Below are 20,738 nucleotides of genomic sequence, written 5' to 3'. Positions count from 1 at the left end.
CGTTAGACCTCGTTCTGCTGTGTGGCGGCTGAAAAGGCCGCTCGGCCGCGCGGGCCATGGAAGTATTCATGAATCCAGGCATCGTTCGTGGCGGCGACTTTATCGATCTGATCGACCACTAATACACGCTTTTGCGCCAGCACCGCGACCCGATCAGTGATGGTGTAGAGGGTGTCCAGATCGTGTGTGACTAGAAATACGCTCAGGCCCAGCGCGTCACGCAGGGTCAGGATCAATTGATCGAACGAGGCGGCGCCAATCGGATCGAGACCCGCAGTCGGCTCGTCGAGAAACAAAATGTCCGGGTCCAGGGCCAGAGCCCTGGCCAGCGCGGCGCGTTTGATCATGCCGCCAGACAACGTCGCCGGGTATTTGTGTGCGGCCGACAACGGCAGTCCGGCCAGCGCCAGTTTCACGCTCGCCAAGTGTTCCGCGTCATTGCGGCTCAGACCTGCGTTCTCGATCAGCGGCAGCGCGACGTTCTCGGTCACCGTCAATGAAGAAAACAACGCGCCTTTCTGGAACAGTACACCGGAGCGTCGCTCGACCAGGGAGCGGTGTTTGTCTGACAGGTGTCGCAGGTCTTGGCCAAATACCCGAATCGTGCCTTCGTTCGGCCGCCGCAGTCCGACAATGCTGCGCAGCAATACGGACTTGCCGCTGCCCGAGCCTCCGACCACGGCCAGAATTTCGCCCCGCCGCAAGTCCAAGTCGAGATTCTCATGCACGATCTGGCTACCGAATCGGTTGCACAGGCCGCGCACCTCAATCACCACTTCGTGCGGCGTACTTGGGGTCGGGCTTGCAACAGGGTTTGTCATTGGGGTCACCAGCCCATCTCCATGAAGAACAGCGCGGCCACGGCATCCAGCACGATGACCACAAAGATCGACTGCACCACGCTGGATGTGGTGTGAGCCCCGACTGATTCGGCACTGCCACTGACCTTGAAGCCTTCCAGGCACCCAATGGAGGCGATCAGGAAGGCAAAGAATGGCGCCTTGACCATACCCACCAGGAAGTGCCGAACGCTAATGTCCGATTGCAGTAGCGAGAGGAACATCGCTGGCGATATATCCAGCGACACTGCACACACCACGGCACCGCCGATAATCCCGGAGAGCATCGCGAGAAAGGTCAGGATCGGCAGCGAAACCAATAGTGCCAATACGCGAGGGACCACCAGCAGCTCGACAGGGCTCAGACCGAGGGTACGGATAGCGTCTATTTCCTCGTTGGCCTTCATCGAACCGATTTGCGCGGTGAAGGCACTGGCCGTTCGCCCGGCCATCAGGATCGCAGTCAACAACACGCCGAACTCACGCAGGAAAGAGAACGCCACCAGATCCACGGTAAAGATGCTGGCACCGAATTTTTGCAGTACCGTCGCGCCAAGGAACGCCACCACGGCGCCGACCAGGAAGGTCAGCAGCGCCACGATAGGCGCGGCATCAAGGCCGGTCTGCTCGATGTGCGAGATCACCGAGGTCATCCGCCAGCGTTTTGGGCGAAATGAATTCAGCACCAGTGTCTCTAGAACCAGGCCAACAAAACCAAGCAGTTGCAGGGTGTCCAGCCAAACCGCATCCACCGCCTTGCCAATGCGCATGAGTAACTGAATGCCCACCGCCTCTTCCGGCTCTTTGGCAGGTATACAAAAATCATGCATCGAGGACTGAATGGTTTGCAGCAAGGCGCGGCTGGCGGTTGGCAGTTCCGGGGCGTCCACGGCCAGTTGTCCCAGCCGGTCTGCGCCCAGCAACTCCACCAACAACGAAGCGCCTGCGGTATCGAGGGCGCTCAGCAGAGTCAGGTCGACGGGGGTCGTGGCGTCGTACTGCCCGAACAGCGCGCTCGTCTGCTGCTTGAGGTCGCGGTAATGTGCCAGCGTCCAGTCGCCCGAGATTCGCAGGCTCGGGGGGCTGCTCGACGTGTCAACGAGGGCGATGCCAGCCGAAGACGGCGCACTGCCGGCCAGAGAGGGTGTGGTCATAAGCTCCGAGCTTAGTAGGTTTGCCCTGGATTGGATTGCGCTGGATCATCGGCTGAGGGTTTTATACCCAGAGGGTCGCCAGCCGAGTGCGTGACAGGTGCCTGGTCGGTGTCTGTGACGAGAAACCGCAGCACACCGATCATCTGACCATCTTCAGTCAGCACCCTCACCTGCCAGCGCCCGGTGGGGTCGGCCGGGAAATTCTGTTTGCGGGTCCAGGCACGATAGCCTTCCTTGCGCCCACCGTGGATATCCAGGGCGATTCGATCGACCTCTTTACCGTTTTGTCGCCAGACATGGTAAATCCGTTCATCCAGCCCGCGCGGTGCATTGATTGCGGTGTAGGCATACAACCCACTGTTGCGTACCTGGCGGGCGCTGACCTCTTTCAGGCTTTCACCCGGCGTCCGGTTCTGGTTATCAAAATCAGTGCTGACCGCGACTTCAGTCAACCACAAGGTCGCCGGTGGTACCCACGAACGCAGAAACCAGCCAGCGCCGCCGATAACCAGCGTCACTGCCAGTAATAACACGCCGCGCCGCCAATGGTTGATCGGGAAGCTCGACACCAGGCTGGGAAATGACAGCAGCATGGCGATACCCAATGACAGCTTGTAACTCTCGGCGGTGGTCAGGTGCAGAATGATCGGTAACGCGGTGAGCAGCGCGGCGAATAAGGTCAGCGTGTGCAGCGCAAGAAACAACCAGCGCTTGGGCGCCAGCCATTTGTAATACAGCGGGTCAGTGATCGAAATCAGTGCCGCCGCGCCCAGTAGACTGGTGAACACCAGCTGGCCGCTGTTCCAGGTGGTGGTAATGAAGAAAAACGGCAATACGAAAAACAGACTTTCCTGGTGGATCATCTGAGTGCCATAGCGCAACAGCGGCGGCGGAATTTCGCGTTTGAAGATTTTAGTGAACAGCTGCATCACGCTGTTCTCGAACATCAGCCACAGCCAGCTGACCAGCATGATGACCGCAATCCAGGTGGCCAGAGCTTCTTGACGATCTACCAAAATGAAGCTGCTGATACCTGAAGCAAAACCGAAGAGCGCAATCAACCCTGGATAGCGCTTCATCAAATCCAGTATTCGCGTTACGTAATGGTTCCAGTCAGGCATTCGGCAGTTCACTGTGTATGTAGGAAAAATCCTCGACAGGATACCAATGCTGTTCGGTTAGCGGTCATCCCCGTGCAGGCTGTGTGAAAACTCCAGGCTCAATCCCCGTCAGCGAATTCATTCGCGAGCGCGGACCGCCCGGTATCGCCACAACAACAGCATCAGGGTAAACAAAACAAGGGTCCCCGCCACCATCTCATACAATCCGTTGTAACCCAGCAACGGTTTTTCCACGCGGACATAGCCCGGCTGCGCGAGCAATTGACGCATCGCCCGGTTGGCGGTATCGAGACTGACGGCCCTGATCTGCTTTGCTGGGTCTGTCAGGTGCCCATCCTCGTAGTCGTTCAACGATCCCCAATAGTAATCGGCCAGCGCGCTATTGCCCTGGGCAGCCCACGCCTGTTTGTCGATGGCAGCCTGTTGCAGGCGGGAGAAGGTCGCGGGGTCGAGCCCGTCTTTTTGCAGGTGCTCGCTCAATTCACGCATTACGCGTTCTGCCTGATCGACATCATCACGGCCAAGGTCCGCGTTCAGGCTGAGAAAACCGGTGTCGCCGAAGACTTCCCGTTCGCTCCAGGGTCCGTAAGAAAGGCTGTGCTCGAGCCGCAACTGGCGGTAGAGCGCCCAATCCAGATAGCTTTTGACCAGCTCCCAGGTCTCATCGTGCTGCTGTTCAAGCTGCGGCTCAGGGAAAAACCAGTGCAGACGCGCGCCCTCACCCACCCAGCCTTTTATCAGGCTGCGTTCGGTTTCTGCGGTATGGCTGATGTGCGCGAGCGGGATGTGTTCGCTCGGTTCGGCTGCGATGAGTTGGCCGTAGGTGCGCACCAGATAGGCCGGCAGGAGCCGGTCCAGATCGCCGACGATAATCAGCGTCATGTTGTTCGCGGCATACCAACTGTTGCGTATTTTCTCGACCTGCTTGAGGGTCAGCGACTCGACATCGGGTCGTTCGGCACATTTGAGGCCCAACTCGACCGCCAGTTGTTTACTGGCGTTGTGACCGAGGTCTTGATGATCGAGCCAGCGTTGCAGGTGCGAGTAATGGCCGCCGTCCTCGCGCTCGACGATACGTTTGGCGGTGTTCAGGGCATTTTCATCGATGCGACTGCGGGTCAATACGGCCATCAACAAATCAAGAACCTTACGCTGGTTTCTCGCGGGCGCTTCGATCACAAAGGTCGTGTCGGCACTGCTGGTGAAAGCGTTCCACTCACCGCCCAGCGCCTGCATGCGCTCCTCAAGCCCCCCTTCCCCTTGATCATCAATACCGCTGAACAAAAGATGCTCAAGCAGGTGCGGTAATTCCTTGTTGGCGCAATTGAAGTCATCGAAGCCAATACCGACGACCAGTCGAATAGCGACATGGCCTTTTTCATTGCCCGGCTTGAGCAGTAATTGCAGGCCATTGGGCAGGTCGTAGCCTTCGACTTGATAACGGTCGAAGGCTATTGACGGGCTGGCAGTCAGAAGCAGGCAAACAAACAGCAGACAACGCATAAAACGAGCTTCCTTGCGGGCCGATATGTTTAACAGACTTCAATGAGCCGAGGTCGTTCACATTGGTTGGTCGGGCAAGGGTTCGCTGGACAGTGCACCCGTTTCCGCGGTTTCGAGGACGGCATAGGCGCTGCTGCAGAACAGCGAGTTGAGCCGTTTCATGTCGCCAATCATCTCCAGGTGCAGCGAGCTGGTTTCGATACTTTGCACCACTTTGCGTTGTAAGCGACTGACGTGGGCATGTGCCAGACGTCGCTCCTGAGCGCGGAAGCGGCGCTTCTCACGCAATAATTGGCGGGCGCTTTCGGGGTCGGCGCTGACGAAGACTGACAGGCCAAGGCGCAAGTTCAACAGCAATTGACTGTGCAGCCCCGTCAGTTCTTCCAGGCCTACCTCGGAGAACGAGCGGCGTTGCGAGGTCTTCTGTTGCTGGACCTTGCGCAGCATGCGTTCGATCAGATCGCTGGCCAGCTTGAGGTTGATCGCCAGCTCGATAATTTCTGCCCAGCGTCGGCTGTCCTGCTCGCCCAGGTCTTCCCGAGGCATCTGCGCCAGATAGAGTTTGATCGCGTTGTACAGCGCTTCGGCATCGTCGTTGAGGCGCCGCATTTCCAGGGTGACCGCCGTTTGCGTACCGCGCAGCACCCCGTGCATGGCGTCGAGCATGCTTTCGACCAGATCGCCCAGGCGTAGGGTCTCGCGCACGGCATTGGTCAGCGCCAGGCTTGGCGTTGCCAACGCCGTGGCGTCCAGATGCCGGGGTTTTGCCACGCCGTTGGTGTCGGGGCGTTCAGGCAATAGCCACGTGCACACCCGGGCCATGGGGCTGACGCTGGGTAACATCAGCAGGCAGCGCAGGGTGTTGTAGGTCAGGTGGAAGCTGATCACCAGGCTCTGGGCGCTGAAGTTCAGCGTATCCATCCACTTCACCAGCGGGTCCAGTATGGGAATGATCAGCAGCAGGCCGATCAGCTTGTACAGCAAGCTGCCAAGCGCAACCTGGCGCCCGGCGACGTTTTGCATGCTGGTACTCAGGAATGCCAGCAGGCCGCTGCCGATATTTGCCCCGATCACCAAACCGATCGCGACTGGCAGGCTGATGATTTCCGCGCCAGCCAGGGTCGCAGTTAACAGCACGGCAGCAAGGCTGGAGTAGGAAATCAGCGCGAACATTGCCCCGATGAGGGCGTCGAGCAGGAGGTCTCCGGTCAATGAGGCGAACAGTACCTTCACGCCCGCTGCCTGGGTAATGGGCGACGCAGCCGTGACGATCAGTTGCAGGGCCAGAATGATCAGGCCAAGGCCGATACCCACCCGCCCGAGTTGCCCGGCTCGGGTTTGCTTGCGCGACAGAAAAAAGATCACGCCGAGGAAAATCAGCAGTGGCGACAACCAGGACAAATCGAGCGTCAGCACCCGCGCCATCAGCGCGGTGCCGACGTCCGCACCGAGCATGATTGCCAGTGCCGGGGTTAAGGCCATTAGCCCTTGGCCGACGAAGGAAGTGACAAGCATCGCCGTGGCGTTACTGCTTTGCACCAGCGCAGTGACGAGGATCCCGGCGACGAAAGCCAACGGGCGCCTGGACATGTTCTGGCTAAGTACGCGACGCAATTGGGAGCCGTATACGCGGAGGATGCCGGTACGGACGATGTGCGTGCCCCAGATCAGCAAGGCAACGGCAGAAAGCAAATTGAGCAGGGTTAGCATACAAAGGCCCCCTGAGGTCACCCAAGCCGGGTGAGGATTAAAAGTGCAGCGTGTAGCGAACGAAGCGATGTAACCGAAGCGTTTTAGCGCTCACCTAAGCTTTAGTCGGCTTATGGCCTTGGCGCCAGCATCGCATAGGCAATACGCGCCTTGAAACAAAACCGTCATAAATCAGTAGATTGAAAGTTCATAAAAAAACGGGGCACTCAATGCCCCGTTTGTTTTCAAGCGGTGCAGTTACTGACCAGGGATGTCCTTGCGCAGTTTGACCGGCTCGCTTTGTTTCTTCTTTTTCGCCATTTCGGTGCGCATCTTGATGTTGATGGCTTCTACCGCCAGCGAGAACGCCATGGCGAAATACACGTAGCCTTTAGGTACATGCACGCCGAACGATTCGGCAATCAGCACGGTACCGACCACCGTCAGGAAGGACAGCGCCAGCATCTTCAGTGATGGGTGCTTGTCTATGAAGTTACTGATGGCGCCTGCGCACGCCATCATCACCAGCACGGCGACGACGATGGCAGCAATCATGACGGGCACGTGAGAGACCATGCCGACCGCAGTGATCACCGAGTCCAGGGAGAACACGATGTCGATGATCGCGATCTGGATGATGGTGTAGAAGAACTGGCCGCCCTTGCCTTTGGGCTCGTCGACGACTTCGTCTTCACCTTCCAGGCCGTGGTAGATCTCTTGGGAGCTTTTCCACAGCAGGAACAGGCCACCGAAGAACAGGATCAGGTCACGGCCGGAAAAACCCTTGCCGAAGACCTCGAACAGATCTGCGGTAAGGCGCATGACCCAGGCAATCGACAGTAACAGCAGGATACGCGTGATCATGGCCAGCGCCAGGCCGAAAATTCGGGTGCGCGGCTGCATGGCTTTGGGCATGCGGCTGACCAGAATCGAGATCATGATGATGTTGTCGATGCCCAGGACGATCTCCAGGGCAGTCAGCGTGAAAAAGGCAACCCAGATTTCCGGGTTGGTCAGCCATTCCATAGGTATTCCTTTATGCGGTTAATACCCCTATGTTACCCCGCCTCACGGGCCAACCCCGGTGGTGAGGGGTAACAACGGGATGAATCGAGTGCGTTATAGACTGCTGAAGAGCGGGAAAATCCCCATCAGTAAGGCGGCAAACATTATGCACAGGCAGACCAGCACTGCCCACTTCAAGGTAAAGCGCTGATGGTCACCGAATTCGATGCCGGCCAGTGCCACTAACAAGTAGGTTGAAGGCACCAGCGGGCTGAGCAAATGCACGGGTTGGCCAACGATAGACGCACGGGCCATTTCCACTGGGCTAATGCCGTAATGGCTGGCTGCCTCAGCGAGAATCGGTAACACCCCGTAATAAAAAGCATCGTTTGACATGAAAAATGTGAACGGCATGCTGACCAGCGCGGTGATGACGGCCAGATAAGGGCCGAGGGCATCGGGGATGACGGCCAACAGGCTTTTGGACATGGCGTTGACCATGCCGGTGCCCGACAGAATACCGGTGAAGATGCCTGCCGCAAAAATCAGCCCAACCACCGCTAGAACGCTACCCGCGTGTGCGGCGATGCGGTCTTTCTGCGCTTGCAGGCAGGGGTAGTTGACGATCATGGCAATACTGAACGCGACCATGAACAACACAGGCAGGGGTAGCAGGCCGGCGATCAGGGCCGCCATCAGGGCCAGGGTCAGGGCGCCGTTGAACCAGATCAACTTGGGCCGGCGCGCTTCCGGGAACTGCGAAACGCTGATTTCGCTGTGGTCGACGTCATCGTCCGACAGGTGCAGTTCACCCAGGCGAGCGCGCTCGCGTTTACCGTAGGCATAAGCAATCAGCAGGATCGCCACCACACCTGCCAGCATGGCCGGGATCATTGGTACGAAGATATCCGAAGGGTCGACATGCAGCGCACTGGCAGCACGCGCGGTTGGGCCGCCCCACGGGGTCATGTTCATCACGCCGCCAGCCAGAATGATCAAGCCCGCCATGATGCGCGGGCTCATGCCCACGCGGGCGTACAGCGGCAGCATGGCGGCCACGCAGATCATGTATGTCGTCGCGCCATCACCGTCGAGGGACACCACCAGCGCCAGCACGGCGGTGCCCACCGAGACTTTGACCGGATCGCCCTTGACCAGTCTGAGGATCAGGCGCACTGCCGGGTCGAACAGGCCCGAGTCGATCATCAAGGCGAAATACAGGATGGCAAACATCAACATCACGCCGGTTGGCGCTAGCTTGGTGATGCCTTCGAGCATCATCGGGCCGATGCCGGTAGCGAAACCACCGAACAAGGCAAATGCGATAGGTACAAGGATCAGCGCAATCAGTGCTGACAGGCGTTTGCTCATGATCAGGTACATGAACGTGACGACCATGGCGAAGCCGAGGAAGGTCAACATAGAGATACTCCAGATGTAGCGCGACGTGAGGAAGGCGAACCGAGCGAATCAGCGCTGGGTGGGCGGCGCGTGGAGTACAAGGGGGAATGGTGCGAAGAGAGGGGTAGTAGAGGGCATGAGAATCACCATGGTTGTTAACGCTTATTGTTGTTTACTGGGCCGGGTGACGTTGAAAACGCATGCCCTGGCTGACCGGTCTGTTGCCGGTGGTGGTGCGATCCTAAAGGGGTAAGCTTTCAGCCAGCTTTCGTCGAACAAACATCTGACGCGTTGCCGTTTCGTTGAAGACGCAACCGTGGCGTGCCACAAGGGTTTCAATTTCATGTGATCTGAGAAGGAGCACGCTTGATGAGTCAGTCTCACACCGGTGGGTGCCATTGCGGCAGTCTGCGTTATCAGTTCAACGCCCCGCTGCAGGACATCGCCCACTGTCACTGTTCTATTTGCCGACGGGTTTCAGGTGGGCTGGTGACGACCTGGATTACGGTGCCGCTCACGTCGTTCGAGTGGCTGGTGGGCAGCCCGGCGTCTTACGACTCTGGTCCGACCTGTGTGCGTTATTTCTGCGCCAACTGCGGCGCACAGTTGGCGTTGTTCACCCGCAAAACGCCGGACAGCATGGACGTCACGGTCGCCACGCTGGATCACCCGGAGCAGGCCCCGGCAGCTCGGCATATCTGGACCGCCAATCGATTGCCGTGGTTGCATCTGGATGAGCATTTGCCCGAAGAGCGTGAGGAGTCGTTGTAGGTTTAACGCCTATGTTGCAGGACTAAGGCAGTTCCAGCCCACCTGCGGCCTTGTGCAACGTGCGCAGGTGGTCGCTGATCTGTTTGAGGTTGTCTTCGTTGGCGGCGATTTCTGCGGCGCGTTCGGGTTCAAGCAATGCGCGGACTTCTTTGTCCAGATCACCGGTCAAACGCTGCAATTGCTTCTGACGCTGGCTGCTTTCGTCTTCCAGGCGCTGCCATTCGCTGGCTTGGGGCAAGCCGTAGCCGCCGCTGTCGAGCAATTCTGCCGGGCGACTGAGGAAGCCGCTGCTGGCGAGAATTTCCCGCAAGGTGCCGGTCGCCTTGGAGACGCCGCCATCCTTCTGCTCCCTGGCACTGAGGTAGCGTTGCTTGACCTCCTCCTGGGCCAGTAACAGTTCTCGACGCAAGCTGGCTTGCTCCAGCAACAGCATCGCTGCGCTGGTGCGCAAATCGGCACTGGCAAACCACTCACGCCGCTCCTTGGAGGGCACCCCCAACCAGTCTTCTACCGTGGTCTGTTTGATCGGCAACTGTTTTTTGAGCACGTCGAACATCGCCTGATAGCGGTCGCGATAGGAATCGAAACGATACCCTAGGCGCAATGCCTCTCGCGGGTCTTTCAGTACGCTGGTGTCAGCCAATCCACGTGCATTGAGCACTTCCAGCAGCCCATTGGGGATAATGCTGTCCAGACCTTTGAGGCGTGGGTCATCGGTGCCACTGCGCAGCAGTTTCAGGGTTTCCACAGCGCAGTTGTTCGATATGAAGTAGTAGTTGCCGTCGTAACTCCAGTGCATCTCGGCCGCGTGCTCGACCAGGTCGTTGATTTGCGGCCGGGACAAATTCATCGGCACCGAGGCCAGGCTGCGCAGTTCGGTCTTGGTGTATTCGTCGATCACCTGGCCCAGCGGCAGGACGAACAAGCGCGACGGGTACACGCCGGTCAGACCGTCCCAACTGGAAAGCTGCACGTCGCCGACGAAGGCGCGGTAAGACAACACCAGGTGTTGATCCAGGTCCAGACGGCAATCCGGGCCACGAGGGCGTCCAGGTTTGCAGATCACCAGCCGCAACATGCTATGACCCCAGCGGCTGACCCAGTTCTGGTTGGCCTCGGCCAGCAGGTAGTCGACGGCGTACACACGCTCGGGGTCGATTGTGCCCAGAGGTTGACGGCCAAAGTCGCTGCCGGCGTTAAGGAACGGGAAGGACGTCCGGCACTCACTCCTGGCTGAGGGGGCCCAGTCGAAATGTTCTTTGTAGTACGCGTACAGCGCGGGACGACGGCAGGGGTAGTCCGGATCGAGGAGGAAATACTCCATGTTGACCGCGACGAACTCACGCGGGTTGCTGATTTCGTAGATGTCCGGACTACGGGCGACCTGGCGGTTGTGTTCCTCACGCTCGCCCCTGCGGCCGACGTATTGCTGCCAGCCGGCGAGGTCGAGCAGCCTCGGATCGTCGCTGAGGGTGAAGCGCCGGGCCGTTTGACCACGGCAGCGGTCGGGCAAACCAATCTTGCCCAGGCTATTGGCCTGACGCTGGCAATTGAGGATCAGCGAACGCTCGGCACCCGGCCATAGCGTGGCGCGATCATAGATATGGGTAAGTTCATGCAGCACAGTGGCGAGCATTTCCCGGCGCACGGTGCCGTGGGGGCGATTGGTTTTCTGGGTGGCCGCTGAGCCATCGGTCAGACCGGCCAGCAGATTGCTGTTCAAGTCGAGCTGATAGGGACCTGACGCTTGTCCGTATGCGTTGCTCGGCAGGTCTGCAGACCAACGAACGTCGATACGGCGGTCCAGTTGCTCGATAAAGCGCGGCGGCAAGGCCTGCAGGGCTTCATCGAGCAGTGTCTGGCTGGCTTGTTGCTGCGCCGGAGTGAGTCTGTCAGCGTTGAGCGACAGACTCAATGCGGCTGCGGCGCTGTTGCCGACCAGCAACAGCATTGAGGCCAGCAGCCAACCTGTGAGGCGCCTCACAGAGCAAGAATGGCTTCGGCCAGCGTTTGGTCACTGGCGTCTCGGGCTTCAGGCAGGCGAGCACGCAAGGTGTCGAACGCGGCCTCAAGCTGCACTCCGCGAATATCGCCTTTGCTGGCAACGTAGCTGGCAGCATCATCTTTGGCCTGGATCACGACTTTTGAGTCGCGGGTCGAGGTGGTGGTGTCAGAGGTGAAATCAATACTGCGGCCGAAGGCGCGGACGACAATGTTACTGGTTGCCTTCACAGTTTGAGCTTGAGCTACACCGGCCAACAACAAGAGGCCGAGGGCGGTAGCAATGAGCGGGGTACGCATGAAATGTCTCCGGAATACAAAAGATACAACATGATTATTGGACGAGGATTGCCTGCGCCAGTTCAAGATCACTGGCACGAAATTCTGGCTGGGTCTGACGGTGCTCTTCACGTAAAAAAGCCAACGCCGATTCAAGCTGTGCTCCTCGCAGTTGGCCATCACTGGCTATAAACGCTGCAGCATCATCCTGGGCGGCAAGTATCAGTTTATTGTCGAAGGGGGCGGAGGTCACTTTGCTGGTGACAAATCCGCTGGCGACCAGATTTTGTGTGGTCAGGTCAAACGCCTGGGCCTGGAGACTCCAAGTCAGGGCAACGAACAGAAGCAACAGAAAACGCATGGGTCGAAATAGCCAATAATTCGAGCGGCGAAGGCTAGCGTAATGCCCGGAGCAGAGCCAGCCCGACAGTTGCGGGCTAGCCGATTAGCCTCGAACGACGCTCGTTAGAGGGCCAGAATCGCTTGCGCCAGCTGAGTATCGGTGGCGCTGAGCTGAGGAGCCTGTTGGCGGATATGCGCCAGGGCGCCTTCCAGGTGTACACCACGGATGTCACCTTGGCTGGCGACAAAACTGGCCGCGTCGTCACGTGCCGCAAGAACGATTTTGTCATCCTTGAGCGACGACGAGACTTTGGACGTTGCATTGCTGGAGGCATCGAGCGCGCGGACTACAGCATCGGTGGTGACGACAAAACTCGAAGCGCTGGCGCCGGTAGCGACAGCCAGCAGGACTACAGCGCTAAGTAGGCGTAGGCGGGACATGATGAACTCCAATGACTGAAAGAGGTGAGCTAAGCACGCCCAAGCCTATCGCAGCGGCGCTGTACGCACCATCCTGCGTCAGCTCCAGTGCATAGTTAGCGACAATCGGCGCTTCTGTGGGGGTGTTATGTGGTTGAGAAGTAAGCAGAAAACAACTGTAGCGGTGGATTGAAGTGATTTGCAAACTGTACTTGTAGACTGTCTGGTCGTTCGTTTCTCAGCCTGATTCCGGATCTCTGAAATGACAAAACCCGTCGGCAGTTACCTGCGACGGGTCTTGTATGGAGCAATTCGGGTTGCTGGAGGGAGACCTATGGTCTGAGACCAGCGAGCGCTAGCTTAGCGCCAGAACGGCTTGCTCAACTCTTCGTAACGTTGCGATTCGCTAATCCCGGCGTCAGCCAGCAAACGTGCGTCCAGACGAGCCAGTTGGTGGCGGCTGGAGATGCGACGCTGCCAAAGCATCAGGTTGGCGAAAGCGCGAAGAGGCCATGCAGCTTTAGCGGTTGAAGCGGTATTTTCGTAGAACAGGTCGGAACTGAGTGTACGTTCCATGATGACTTCCTTCCGCTTGTGGCGGGTTTAGATAGTGGCTTGACTGGTGCCAATCTTCCTCCCTCTTGGCCAGTCCCTCCAGACACAGTTCACTTCAATTGTGCTGGTCCAGTTAACTGTTTATAGGGACTGTTTTGTTCGTATTTGGGGTAACTGTACTGGTCCGCACTTTAATGGCGCATTTTCGTGCTAATCAGGGGGTTTTTTCGATTTGAAAGCCTGGAAATGACCGGTACAGCAGTACAGTTTTCTGATTTAAGGGAAACATTGGGGTAGCTGACAGCACGAAAAAATCGTTGTCAGCTACCCACTCCAAAATCAGAGAGGCTGCATGCGCCCTGTTTCTTCCAGATTGATGTGCCAGCTGAGTGCTTCGCGCAGTACGTGTGGAGTGTGACCACCTATTTTGCAGGCTGCCGCGAAGTAGGCGTTGAGTGCTTCGCGATAATCCGGGTGCACACAGTTGTCGATAATCACCCGTGCGCGCTCCCGTGGTGCCAGGCCGCGCAAGTCAGCCAGGCCTTGCTCGGTCACCAGGATATCCACGTCATGTTCAGTGTGATCGACATGGCTGACCATCGGCACAACGCTGGAGATCGCACCGCCCTTGGCAATAGACTTGGTGACAAAAATCGCCAAGTGCGCGTTACGGGCAAAATCTCCCGAACCGCCAATGCCATTCATCATCCGCGTGCCGCAGACGTGGGTGGAGTTGACGTTGCCGTACAGGTCGAATTCCAGTGCGGTGTTGATGCCGATAATCCCCAGGCGGCGAATGACCTCAGGATGGTTTGAGATCTCCTGTGGACGCAGCACCAGCTGTGGCTTGTAGTGCTCCAGCTTGTTGAACACTTCGTCGTGCTTGGCGGCAGACAAGGTGATGGAGCTGCCAGATGCAAAGATCAGTTTGCCGGAGTCGAACAAGTCAAATGTCGAATCCTGAAGCACTTCGGAGTACATGGTCATGTCATGGAACGGTGAGTCCAGCAGACCGTGCATCACTGCGTTGGCGATGGTGCCAATGCCTGCCTGAAGTGGCATCAGGCTGTTGGTCAACCGATCTGCGCGCACTTCGCTTTTGAAAAACTCCACCAAGTGGCTGGCGATAGCCTGTGTTTCTTCGTCAGGTGGCAGGACTGTCGAGTGCGAGTCAGGTTGATTGCTGATCACAATGCCGATGATCTTCGCCGGGTCGATCTGCACGGCGTGGCTGCCGATGCGGCTGTCAGGCTTCAGTACCGGGATCGGCAGGCGGGTTGGACGGTAGCTTGGGATGTAGATGTCGTGCAGGCCTTCCAGCTCAAGTGGCTGAGCAAGGTTGATCTCGACGATCACTTCTTTGGCCAGAATGGCGAAGCTGGCTGAGTTGCCCACCGAAGTACTCAGGATCAGATGCCCTTCTTCGGTGATGGCCACGCATTCGATCACAGCCAGGTCAACGGCTTTGATCTGGCGGTTACGTAACTGCTCAACGGTGTCGGACAGATGCTGATCGATAAACATCACCGAGCCATCGTTGATTGCTTTGCGCAGGGTGCTGTCGACCTGAAACGGCATGCGACGGGACAGCACACCGGCTTCGGTCAATTGTTTATCGAGGTCATTGCCGAGGCTGGCGCCGGTCATCAGGCTGATTTTCAGCGGAGACACTTTGGCGCGCTCGGCCAGTGCCTGAGGCACAGCCTTGGCTTCGCCTGCACGGGTAAAGCCGCTCATACCGACGGTCATGCCGTCCTGGATCAGGGCTGCGGCATCTGCCGCGCTCATCACCTTGTTGAGCAGAGAAGGCAAGCGGATACGGTCACGGTACATGGATTTTCATCTCGGGCGGTGGAAGCAAGACCTGCAGTCTAGTGAGTTGAGCATTTTTCGTCCCGCTACCATGGTCGCATTCACGTGCTCTAATTATAGTGCGTGATGTAAAACACCGTTGTGACAGATGTAAAAATCCCCGGCGATTTCGGTGCCAGGGATTGTTTTGAAGCGTGCACTTGCAGCGTGCCAGTATCGAAGCGTTATTCGATGGCTTTGACCATGTCCTCAATCACTTTCTTGGCATCGCCGAACACCATCATGGTTTTGTCCAGGTAGAACAGTTCGTTGTCCAGGCCTGCATAGCCGCTGGCCATAGAGCGCTTGTTGACGATCACGGTCTTGGCTTTGTAAGCCTCAAGGATCGGCATCCCGGCAATTGGCGATTTAGGGTCATTCTTCGCTGCCGGGTTGACCACGTCGTTGGCGCCCAGCACCAGAACCACGTCAGCCTGGCCGAACTCGGAGTTGATGTCCTCCATCTCGAACACCTGGTCGTAAGGCACTTCTGCCTCGGCCAGCAGTACGTTCATGTGCCCCGGCATCCGCCCTGCAACCGGATGAATGGCGTACTTCACCGTGATGCCACGATGGGTGAGCTTCTCTGTGAGCTCCTTTAGTGCGTGTTGCGCCCGAGCCACTGCCAAGCCATAGCCTGGAACGATGATCACCGTGTCGGCGTTGCTCAGGAGGAAGGTGGCGTCATCTGCCGAACCGGATTTGACCGGCCGCGCTTCTTTGTCACCCGCTGGGCCCGCCGCGTCCGCATGACCGCCGAAGCCGCCGCCGATGACGTTGAAGAACGAGCGGTTCATCGCCTTGCACATGATGTACGAGAGGATTGCACCCGAAGAGCCCACCAGCGAACCGGCGATGATCAGCATCGAGTTGTTCAGCGAGAAACCGATCCCTGCCGCTGCCCAGCCCGAATAGCTGTTTAGCATCGACACCACGACCGGCATGTCTGCGCCGCCGATAGGGATGATCAGCAGCACGCCGAGAACGAACGCCAACGCCAGCATCAGGGCGAACGCATTCAGATTGCCGCTCACTATAAAGATGACGCCAAACGTCAGTGTCGCCAGGCCAATGGCCAGGTTAAGTTTATGCTGGCCGGCAAACTGTACGGGTGCGCCCTGGAACAGGCGGAATTTGTACTTGCCCGAGAGCTTGCCGAAAGCGATCACCGAACCGGAGAAGGTGATGGCGCCAATGGCGGCCCCGAGGAACAGTTCCAGACGGTTGCCCGCTGGAATGGCGTCACCCAGGTGCCGAACGATGCCCAGCGATTGCGGCTCGACGACGGCTGCGATGGCGATGAACACAGCTGCCAGGCCGATCATGCTGTGCATGAAGGCGACCAGTTCCGGCATCTTGGTCATTTCAACGCGCTTGGCCATGATCGAACCGGCCGTGCCGCCGACCAACAGGCCAAAGATGATGTAGCCAATGCCGGGGGCGGCCATCTCGGAGCCGAGTTTGTAGACCAGGCCAACGGTGGTGATCACTGCCAGCGCCATGCCGAGCATGCCGAACAGGTTGCCGCGTCGCGATGTGGTGGGGTGAGACAAGCCCTTGAGCGCCTGAATGAAGCAGATCGAGGCGATCAGGTACAGCGTAGTGACCAGATTCATGCTCATGGCTTCTGCACCTCAACCTTGGCTTTGGGTGCTTTCTTCTTGAACATTTCCAGCATGCGCCGGGTGACCAGGAAGCCACCGAACACATTCACGGCAGCCAGCATCACCGCCAGGGTGCCCATGGTCTTGCCCAGCGGCGTTACGGTCAGCGCGGCGGCCAACATGGCGCCGACGATGACAATGGCCGAGATGGCGTTAGTCACGGCCATCAGTGGCGTGTGCAGTGCAGGCGTTACGTTCCAGACCACGTGATAACCGACATAAATCGCCAGCACGAAGATGATCAGGTTGTAGATGCCAGGGGAGATCAGCTCTTCCATTATTTTTATCCTTAGCCGTTCTTGCGGATGACTTGGCCGTCGCGGCACATCAGGCACGCGGCGACGATGTCGTCTTCGAGATTGATCTGCAGCTGCCCTTCAGGGGTGAACAGCAGCTTCATGAAGTCCAACAGGTTGCGTGCGTAGAGCGCAGAGGCATCAGCCGCGACCATCGCAGGCAGGTTGGTATAGCCGACGATGGTCACGCCGTGTGCGCTGACTACTTGATCGGCCACGGTCAGTGGGCAGTTGCCGCCCTGAGCCGCCGCAAGATCAATGACGACCGAGCCTGGTTTCATCTGCGCGACGGTCTCGGCGCTGAGCAGCACAGGCGCCTTGCGACCCGGAATCAACGCGGTGGTGATCACGATGTCGGCCAGTTTGGCGCGCTCGTGGACCGCGACGGCCTGGCGTTGCATCCAGCTGGCCGGCATCGGCCGGGCGTAACCGCCGACGCCGACCGCGCATTCACGCTCTTCGTCAGTCTCGTAAGGCACGTCGACGAACTTGGCGCCGAGGGATTCGATTTGTTCCTTCACCGCAGGACGCACGTCGGATGCTTCGATCACCGCGCCCAGACGCTTGGCGGTGGCAATCGCCTGCAGCCCCGCTACACCGGCACCAAGGATCAGCACGCGGGCGGCCTTCACGGTACCTGCAGCAGTCATCAGCATCGGCATGAAGCGCGGATAGTGATGCGCGGCCACCAGCACGGCTTTATAGCCGGCGATGTTGGCTTGCGAGGACAGCACGTCGAGGCTTTGCGCGCGCGAGGTACGCGGCGCGGCTTCAAGGGCGAAGGCGGTAATGCCGCACTCTGCCATCTTGCCAATCGTTTCGTTGTTGAACGGATTGAGCATGCCCACGACGATCGTGCCGCTCTTGATGTGGGTCAGCTCGCTGTCGCTGGGTGCGACAACTTTGAGAATCAGCTCGGCACCGAAGGCATCCGTGGCGCTACCAATGGTGGCGCCCGCCGCTTCATAGGCACTGTCCGGAACACTGGCAGTGACGCCTGCGCCGCTTTGCACAGTGACCCGATGGCCTTGGCCGATCAGCTTCTTAATGGTTTCCGGGGTTGCGGCAACCCGCGTTTCACCCGCATGGGTTTCGAGAGGAATACCAATGTGCACGTTATATCTCCTGCGTAATCTTTTTATCTTGTTATCTATTTTAAATAGGCCAGCGCACTACGGATGGTGCTGCCGGGGCGTCAGATCAGCGCGATCCCGCCGTGAAAGGCGGGGGCGGCATTTTGCAGGCGAAGTTTGATCCCTTCAACAAGTTCTGAACTGTGACTGAATATTAACTACAAGTCACCCTGTGACTCAATGTCGCAAGGCCAGGGCTAACGCTCATGATTGCCGGGCCCGCAGGGACTTTTAATGAGGTTTAATAAAATTCAGGATTCGCAGTGTGAATAACCCTACGGTGCTTTAACTCAAGCTGCAGTCCGCGGTTTCAGGCTTTTTGAGCCATTACCGATGCCATCCGTACAGTTGATGTAAAAGCGACATATTCGTACATCTGTAGGCGTCTCTAGCAGCTGACTACAAGGTCAGTTAATGGCTGCGGGCCGCTCGGTGATTAGCGCATAGCTATGAGCCTGTCCCACGAGCCAGTCGCGAAATGCGCGTAAAGACGCTGATTCCACCTTTCGCTCCGGAATCATCAGGTAATAGGCCTTGATACTCGATAGCGCGTGGGTGTTGGCAATGACCAAGCGCTTCTCGGCCAGTTCGCGCTGGATCAGGAAGGGCGGAATCAAGGCAATCCCCATCTCGTGCATGGCGGCTTGGGCAAGCATGGAGAATAGCTCGTAACGCGGCCCTGTCATGTCGCGGGGAATATTCAGGTTCAGAGAGCCGAACCACTGGCGCCAGGCATAGGGGCGTGTGGTTTGTTGCAGCAAAGGTAATTCAGCAATTGCCTGTGCGCTCAGCGTGTCGAAATTGCCCAAAAGATTGGGGCTGCACACCGGCATCGGGTTTTCCCCCATCAGCCGATGTGACTCGGTACCGGACCAGTCCGCGTCACCAAAATAGATCGCTGCGTCGAAGTCGGTGTCGGCAAACAGAAATGGCCGCGTGCGGTTGGTGAGATTGACCGTTACGTCGGGATGGCATTGCTGGAAATCCTTGAGTCGCGGCAGCAACCACTGAGTGCCAAAGGTCGGCACAACCGCCAGCTCAATCACGTTAGCGCCCTGCTGACCCATGACCGATAGCGTGTCACGCTCGACCGCATCCAGTTGTGTTGCCACGCGACGACTATAAGAAAGCCCGGCTTCGGTCAGTTTCACGCCGCGGCGTGAGCGTCGGAAGAGTTCGACATTAAGGAACTCTTCCAAACCGGCGATCTGTCGGCAAATGGCGCCTTGAGTGAGGGAAAGCTCTTGCGCCGCCTTGGTAAAGCTCTCGTGTCGGGCTGCCGCCTCGAAGCTGATGAGTGCGGTTGTGCTGGGGATCTTTCTGCGCATGTACCTCTACCTCACTAGTCGATCACCGGAAAAAGCCTTTTTTGATCGTCACGGAGTGAGAAATTAGCACAACAGCATGCAAAATCCTCGTTTGCCGTATTCCTTAAGCCAGCCTAGGATCAGTCCCACGACTTTTGACCAATCTTCACGAGGACTCGCTCATGGGCGGCAAAGCAAGCTTCAACTGGATCGACCCGCTGTTGCTGGATCAACAGCTCACTGAAGAAGAGCGCATGGTGCGTGACAGCGCTGAACAGTTTGCCCGTGACAAGCTGGCACCGCGTGTTCTTGAAGCCTTTCGCCATGAACATACTGATCCTGCCATTTTTCGCGAAATGGGTGAAATAGGTCTGTTGGGCGCGACCATCCCTGAGCAATACGGCGGCAGCGGTCTGAATTACGTGTGCTACGGCTTGATCGCTCGCGAAGTTGAGCGCGTCGACTCCGGCTATCGCTCCATGATGAGTGTTCAGTCCTCTCTGGTGATGGTGCCAATCAACGAATTCGGTACCGAAGCACAGAAACAGAAATACCTGCCCAAGCTGGCCACCGGCGAATGGATTGGTTGTTTCGGTCTTACCGAGCCTAACCACGGCTCCGATCCGGGCGCGATGATTACCCGTGCCAAGAAGGTTGACGGCGGCTATCGCCTGTCTGGCAGCAAAATGTGGATCACTAACAGCCCGATTGCGGATGTATTCGTTGTCTGGGGTAAAGACGATGCGGGCGACATTCGCGGTTTCGTTCTGGAAAAAGGCTGGGCGGGCCTGACTGCGCCGGCTATCCACGGCAAGGTGGGTCTGCGTGCCTCGATCACTGGCGAGATCGTGATGGACAACGTGTTCGTGCCCGAAGAAAACATCTTCCCGGACGTCCGTGGCTTGAAAGGTCCTTTCACCTGTCTTAACTCGGCACGTTACGGGATTTCGTGGGGCGCGTTGGGGGCTGCCGAGTTCTGCTGGCACACCGCACGTCAATACACCCTGGATCGTCATCAGTTCGGGCGCCCGTTGGCGGCGACTCAGCTCATCCAGAAGAAGCTGGCTGACATGCAGACTGAAATCACCTTGGCCTTGCAGGGATGCTTGCGCTTGGGTCGGATGAAAGACGAAGGCACTGCTGCGGTCGAAATCACCTCGATGATGAAGCGCAACTCATGCGGCAAGTCTCTGGACATTGCACGGATGGCGCGGGACATGTTGGGCGGCAATGGCATCTCCGACGAGTTCGGTGTTGCCCGTCATTTGGTCAACCTGGAAGTCGTGAATACCTATGAAGGTACCCATGACGTCCATGCGCTGATCCTGGGTCGTGCACAGACTGGCATTCAAGCCTTCTATTAAGTAGCGGCTTTCAGCTTTCTATCTATAAAGGAAAAGGAGTCAG

Annotated in this window: 19 protein-coding genes; 2 read left to right on the top strand and 17 right to left on the bottom strand. The window is 57.9% G+C overall.

The window, feature by feature from the left end:
* Window positions 1-2 precede the first annotated feature (2 nt).
* The 7 genes from ACVBEG_RS23880 to ACVBEG_RS23850 form a co-directional block, all read right to left on the bottom strand.
* Window positions 3-821, bottom strand: coding sequence for an ABC transporter ATP-binding protein (locus ACVBEG_RS23880; RefSeq protein ID WP_447108358.1), 819 nt, complete (start codon window positions 819-821; stop codon window positions 3-5).
* Window positions 822-826: 5 nt separating this feature from the next.
* A complete protein-coding gene (locus ACVBEG_RS23875) occupies window positions 827-1,993 on the bottom strand; it encodes an ABC transporter permease (RefSeq protein ID WP_322177201.1) in 1,167 nt (388 codons plus the stop codon).
* An 11-nt stretch (window positions 1,994-2,004) separates the two neighbouring features.
* Window positions 2,005-3,114, bottom strand: a complete 1,110-nt coding sequence (locus ACVBEG_RS23870; RefSeq protein ID WP_322218770.1) for a DUF5924 family protein — start codon at window positions 3,112-3,114, stop codon at window positions 2,005-2,007.
* A 117-nt stretch (window positions 3,115-3,231) separates the two neighbouring features.
* The gene (locus ACVBEG_RS23865) at window positions 3,232-4,617 is read right to left on the bottom strand and encodes a M16 family metallopeptidase (protein WP_322177203.1); all 1,386 of its coding nucleotides are present in this window, start codon (window positions 4,615-4,617) and stop codon (window positions 3,232-3,234) included.
* Between the two features lie 57 nt (window positions 4,618-4,674).
* Complete coding sequence (locus tag ACVBEG_RS23860; protein WP_322177204.1) at window positions 4,675-6,327, bottom strand: Na/Pi cotransporter family protein; 1,653 nt, start codon at window positions 6,325-6,327, stop codon at window positions 4,675-4,677.
* Window positions 6,328-6,564: 237 nt separating this feature from the next.
* Entirely contained in the window at window positions 6,565-7,332 is a 768-nt protein-coding gene (locus tag ACVBEG_RS23855) for a TerC family protein (protein WP_322177205.1), read from the bottom strand.
* Between the two features lie 93 nt (window positions 7,333-7,425).
* Entirely contained in the window at window positions 7,426-8,733 is a 1,308-nt protein-coding gene (locus tag ACVBEG_RS23850) for a CitMHS family transporter (RefSeq protein ID WP_322177206.1), read from the bottom strand.
* Between the two features lie 348 nt (window positions 8,734-9,081).
* Between ACVBEG_RS23850 and ACVBEG_RS23845 the strand changes: the two genes are divergently transcribed.
* On the top strand, window positions 9,082-9,483 hold the full coding sequence (locus ACVBEG_RS23845) for a GFA family protein (protein WP_322177207.1): 402 nt from the start codon (window positions 9,082-9,084) through the stop codon (window positions 9,481-9,483).
* Window positions 9,484-9,505: 22 nt separating this feature from the next.
* On the opposite strand, the gene ACVBEG_RS23840 is transcribed toward ACVBEG_RS23845, so the two are convergent.
* The 10 genes from ACVBEG_RS23840 to ACVBEG_RS23795 all read right to left on the bottom strand — a co-directional run bounded on the left by ACVBEG_RS23840 (window position 9,506) and on the right by ACVBEG_RS23795 (window position 19,352).
* Window positions 9,506-11,467: a DUF7844 domain-containing protein gene (locus ACVBEG_RS23840; protein ID WP_322177208.1), complete on the bottom strand. Its 1,962-nt coding sequence runs from the start codon at window positions 11,465-11,467 to the stop codon at window positions 9,506-9,508.
* Window positions 11,464-11,784, bottom strand: a complete 321-nt coding sequence (locus ACVBEG_RS23835) for a DUF2388 domain-containing protein (RefSeq protein ID WP_322177209.1) — start codon at window positions 11,782-11,784, stop codon at window positions 11,464-11,466. The genes ACVBEG_RS23840 and ACVBEG_RS23835 overlap by 4 nt, the downstream gene beginning before the upstream one ends.
* A gap of 34 nt (window positions 11,785-11,818) precedes the next feature.
* Window positions 11,819-12,124, bottom strand: coding sequence for a DUF2388 domain-containing protein (locus tag ACVBEG_RS23830; RefSeq protein ID WP_322177210.1), 306 nt, complete (start codon window positions 12,122-12,124; stop codon window positions 11,819-11,821).
* 104 nt (window positions 12,125-12,228) lie between these two features.
* A complete protein-coding gene (locus ACVBEG_RS23825) occupies window positions 12,229-12,546 on the bottom strand; it encodes a DUF2388 domain-containing protein (RefSeq protein ID WP_322177211.1) in 318 nt (105 codons plus the stop codon).
* 339 nt (window positions 12,547-12,885) lie between these two features.
* A complete protein-coding gene (locus tag ACVBEG_RS23820) occupies window positions 12,886-13,101 on the bottom strand; it encodes a DUF1127 domain-containing protein (RefSeq protein ID WP_219063263.1) in 216 nt (71 codons plus the stop codon).
* Between the two features lie 318 nt (window positions 13,102-13,419).
* Complete coding sequence (locus tag ACVBEG_RS23815; RefSeq protein WP_322177212.1) at window positions 13,420-14,913, bottom strand: acetyl-CoA hydrolase/transferase family protein; 1,494 nt, start codon at window positions 14,911-14,913, stop codon at window positions 13,420-13,422.
* 203 nt (window positions 14,914-15,116) lie between these two features.
* On the bottom strand, window positions 15,117-16,553 hold the full coding sequence (locus ACVBEG_RS23810) for an NAD(P)(+) transhydrogenase (Re/Si-specific) subunit beta (RefSeq protein ID WP_322177213.1): 1,437 nt from the start codon (window positions 16,551-16,553) through the stop codon (window positions 15,117-15,119).
* A complete protein-coding gene (locus ACVBEG_RS23805) occupies window positions 16,550-16,873 on the bottom strand; it encodes an NAD(P) transhydrogenase subunit alpha (RefSeq protein ID WP_322177214.1) in 324 nt (107 codons plus the stop codon). Before ACVBEG_RS23805 ends, ACVBEG_RS23810 begins: the two co-directional genes overlap by 4 nt.
* Before the next feature lie 11 nt (window positions 16,874-16,884).
* A complete protein-coding gene (locus ACVBEG_RS23800; RefSeq protein WP_322218782.1) occupies window positions 16,885-18,006 on the bottom strand; it encodes a Re/Si-specific NAD(P)(+) transhydrogenase subunit alpha in 1,122 nt (373 codons plus the stop codon).
* Between the two features lie 425 nt (window positions 18,007-18,431).
* Complete coding sequence (locus ACVBEG_RS23795; RefSeq protein ID WP_322177216.1) at window positions 18,432-19,352, bottom strand: LysR family transcriptional regulator; 921 nt, start codon at window positions 19,350-19,352, stop codon at window positions 18,432-18,434.
* 161 nt (window positions 19,353-19,513) lie between these two features.
* Here ACVBEG_RS23795 and ACVBEG_RS23790 point away from each other — a divergent pair, with 161 nt between their 5' ends.
* Window positions 19,514-20,695, top strand: a complete 1,182-nt coding sequence (locus tag ACVBEG_RS23790; protein WP_322177217.1) for an acyl-CoA dehydrogenase — start codon at window positions 19,514-19,516, stop codon at window positions 20,693-20,695.
* The last annotated feature ends 43 nt before the right edge of the window (window positions 20,696-20,738 follow it).

The sequence above is a fragment of the Pseudomonas sp. GG8 genome, assembly GCF_052976945.1.
This window is presented reverse-complemented; position numbering and strand designations above follow the sequence as displayed.

Coding starts and splice junctions, on each gene's coding strand:
- ACVBEG_RS23880 (WP_447108358.1), bottom strand. CDS start 821: ATGACAAACCCTGTTGCAAGCCCGACCCCAAGTACGCCGCACGAAGTG.
- ACVBEG_RS23875 (WP_322177201.1), bottom strand. CDS start 1,993: ATGACCACACCCTCTCTGGCCGGCAGTGCGCCGTCTTCGGCTGGCATC.
- ACVBEG_RS23870 (WP_322218770.1), bottom strand. CDS start 3,114: ATGCCTGACTGGAACCATTACGTAACGCGAATACTGGATTTGATGAAG.
- ACVBEG_RS23865 (WP_322177203.1), bottom strand. CDS start 4,617: ATGCGTTGTCTGCTGTTTGTTTGCCTGCTTCTGACTGCCAGCCCGTCA.
- ACVBEG_RS23860 (WP_322177204.1), bottom strand. CDS start 6,327: ATGCTAACCCTGCTCAATTTGCTTTCTGCCGTTGCCTTGCTGATCTGG.
- ACVBEG_RS23855 (WP_322177205.1), bottom strand. CDS start 7,332: ATGGAATGGCTGACCAACCCGGAAATCTGGGTTGCCTTTTTCACGCTG.
- ACVBEG_RS23850 (WP_322177206.1), bottom strand. CDS start 8,733: ATGTTGACCTTCCTCGGCTTCGCCATGGTCGTCACGTTCATGTACCTG.
- ACVBEG_RS23845 (WP_322177207.1), top strand. CDS start 9,082: ATGAGTCAGTCTCACACCGGTGGGTGCCATTGCGGCAGTCTGCGTTAT.
- ACVBEG_RS23835 (WP_322177209.1), bottom strand. CDS start 11,784: ATGCGTACCCCGCTCATTGCTACCGCCCTCGGCCTCTTGTTGTTGGCC.
- ACVBEG_RS23830 (WP_322177210.1), bottom strand. CDS start 12,124: ATGCGTTTTCTGTTGCTTCTGTTCGTTGCCCTGACTTGGAGTCTCCAG.
- ACVBEG_RS23825 (WP_322177211.1), bottom strand. CDS start 12,546: ATGTCCCGCCTACGCCTACTTAGCGCTGTAGTCCTGCTGGCTGTCGCT.
- ACVBEG_RS23820 (WP_219063263.1), bottom strand. CDS start 13,101: ATGGAACGTACACTCAGTTCCGACCTGTTCTACGAAAATACCGCTTCA.
- ACVBEG_RS23815 (WP_322177212.1), bottom strand. CDS start 14,913: ATGTACCGTGACCGTATCCGCTTGCCTTCTCTGCTCAACAAGGTGATG.
- ACVBEG_RS23810 (WP_322177213.1), bottom strand. CDS start 16,553: ATGAGCATGAATCTGGTCACTACGCTGTACCTGATCGCCTCGATCTGC.
- ACVBEG_RS23805 (WP_322177214.1), bottom strand. CDS start 16,873: ATGGAAGAGCTGATCTCCCCTGGCATCTACAACCTGATCATCTTCGTG.
- ACVBEG_RS23795 (WP_322177216.1), bottom strand. CDS start 19,352: ATGCGCAGAAAGATCCCCAGCACAACCGCACTCATCAGCTTCGAGGCG.
- ACVBEG_RS23790 (WP_322177217.1), top strand. CDS start 19,514: ATGGGCGGCAAAGCAAGCTTCAACTGGATCGACCCGCTGTTGCTGGAT.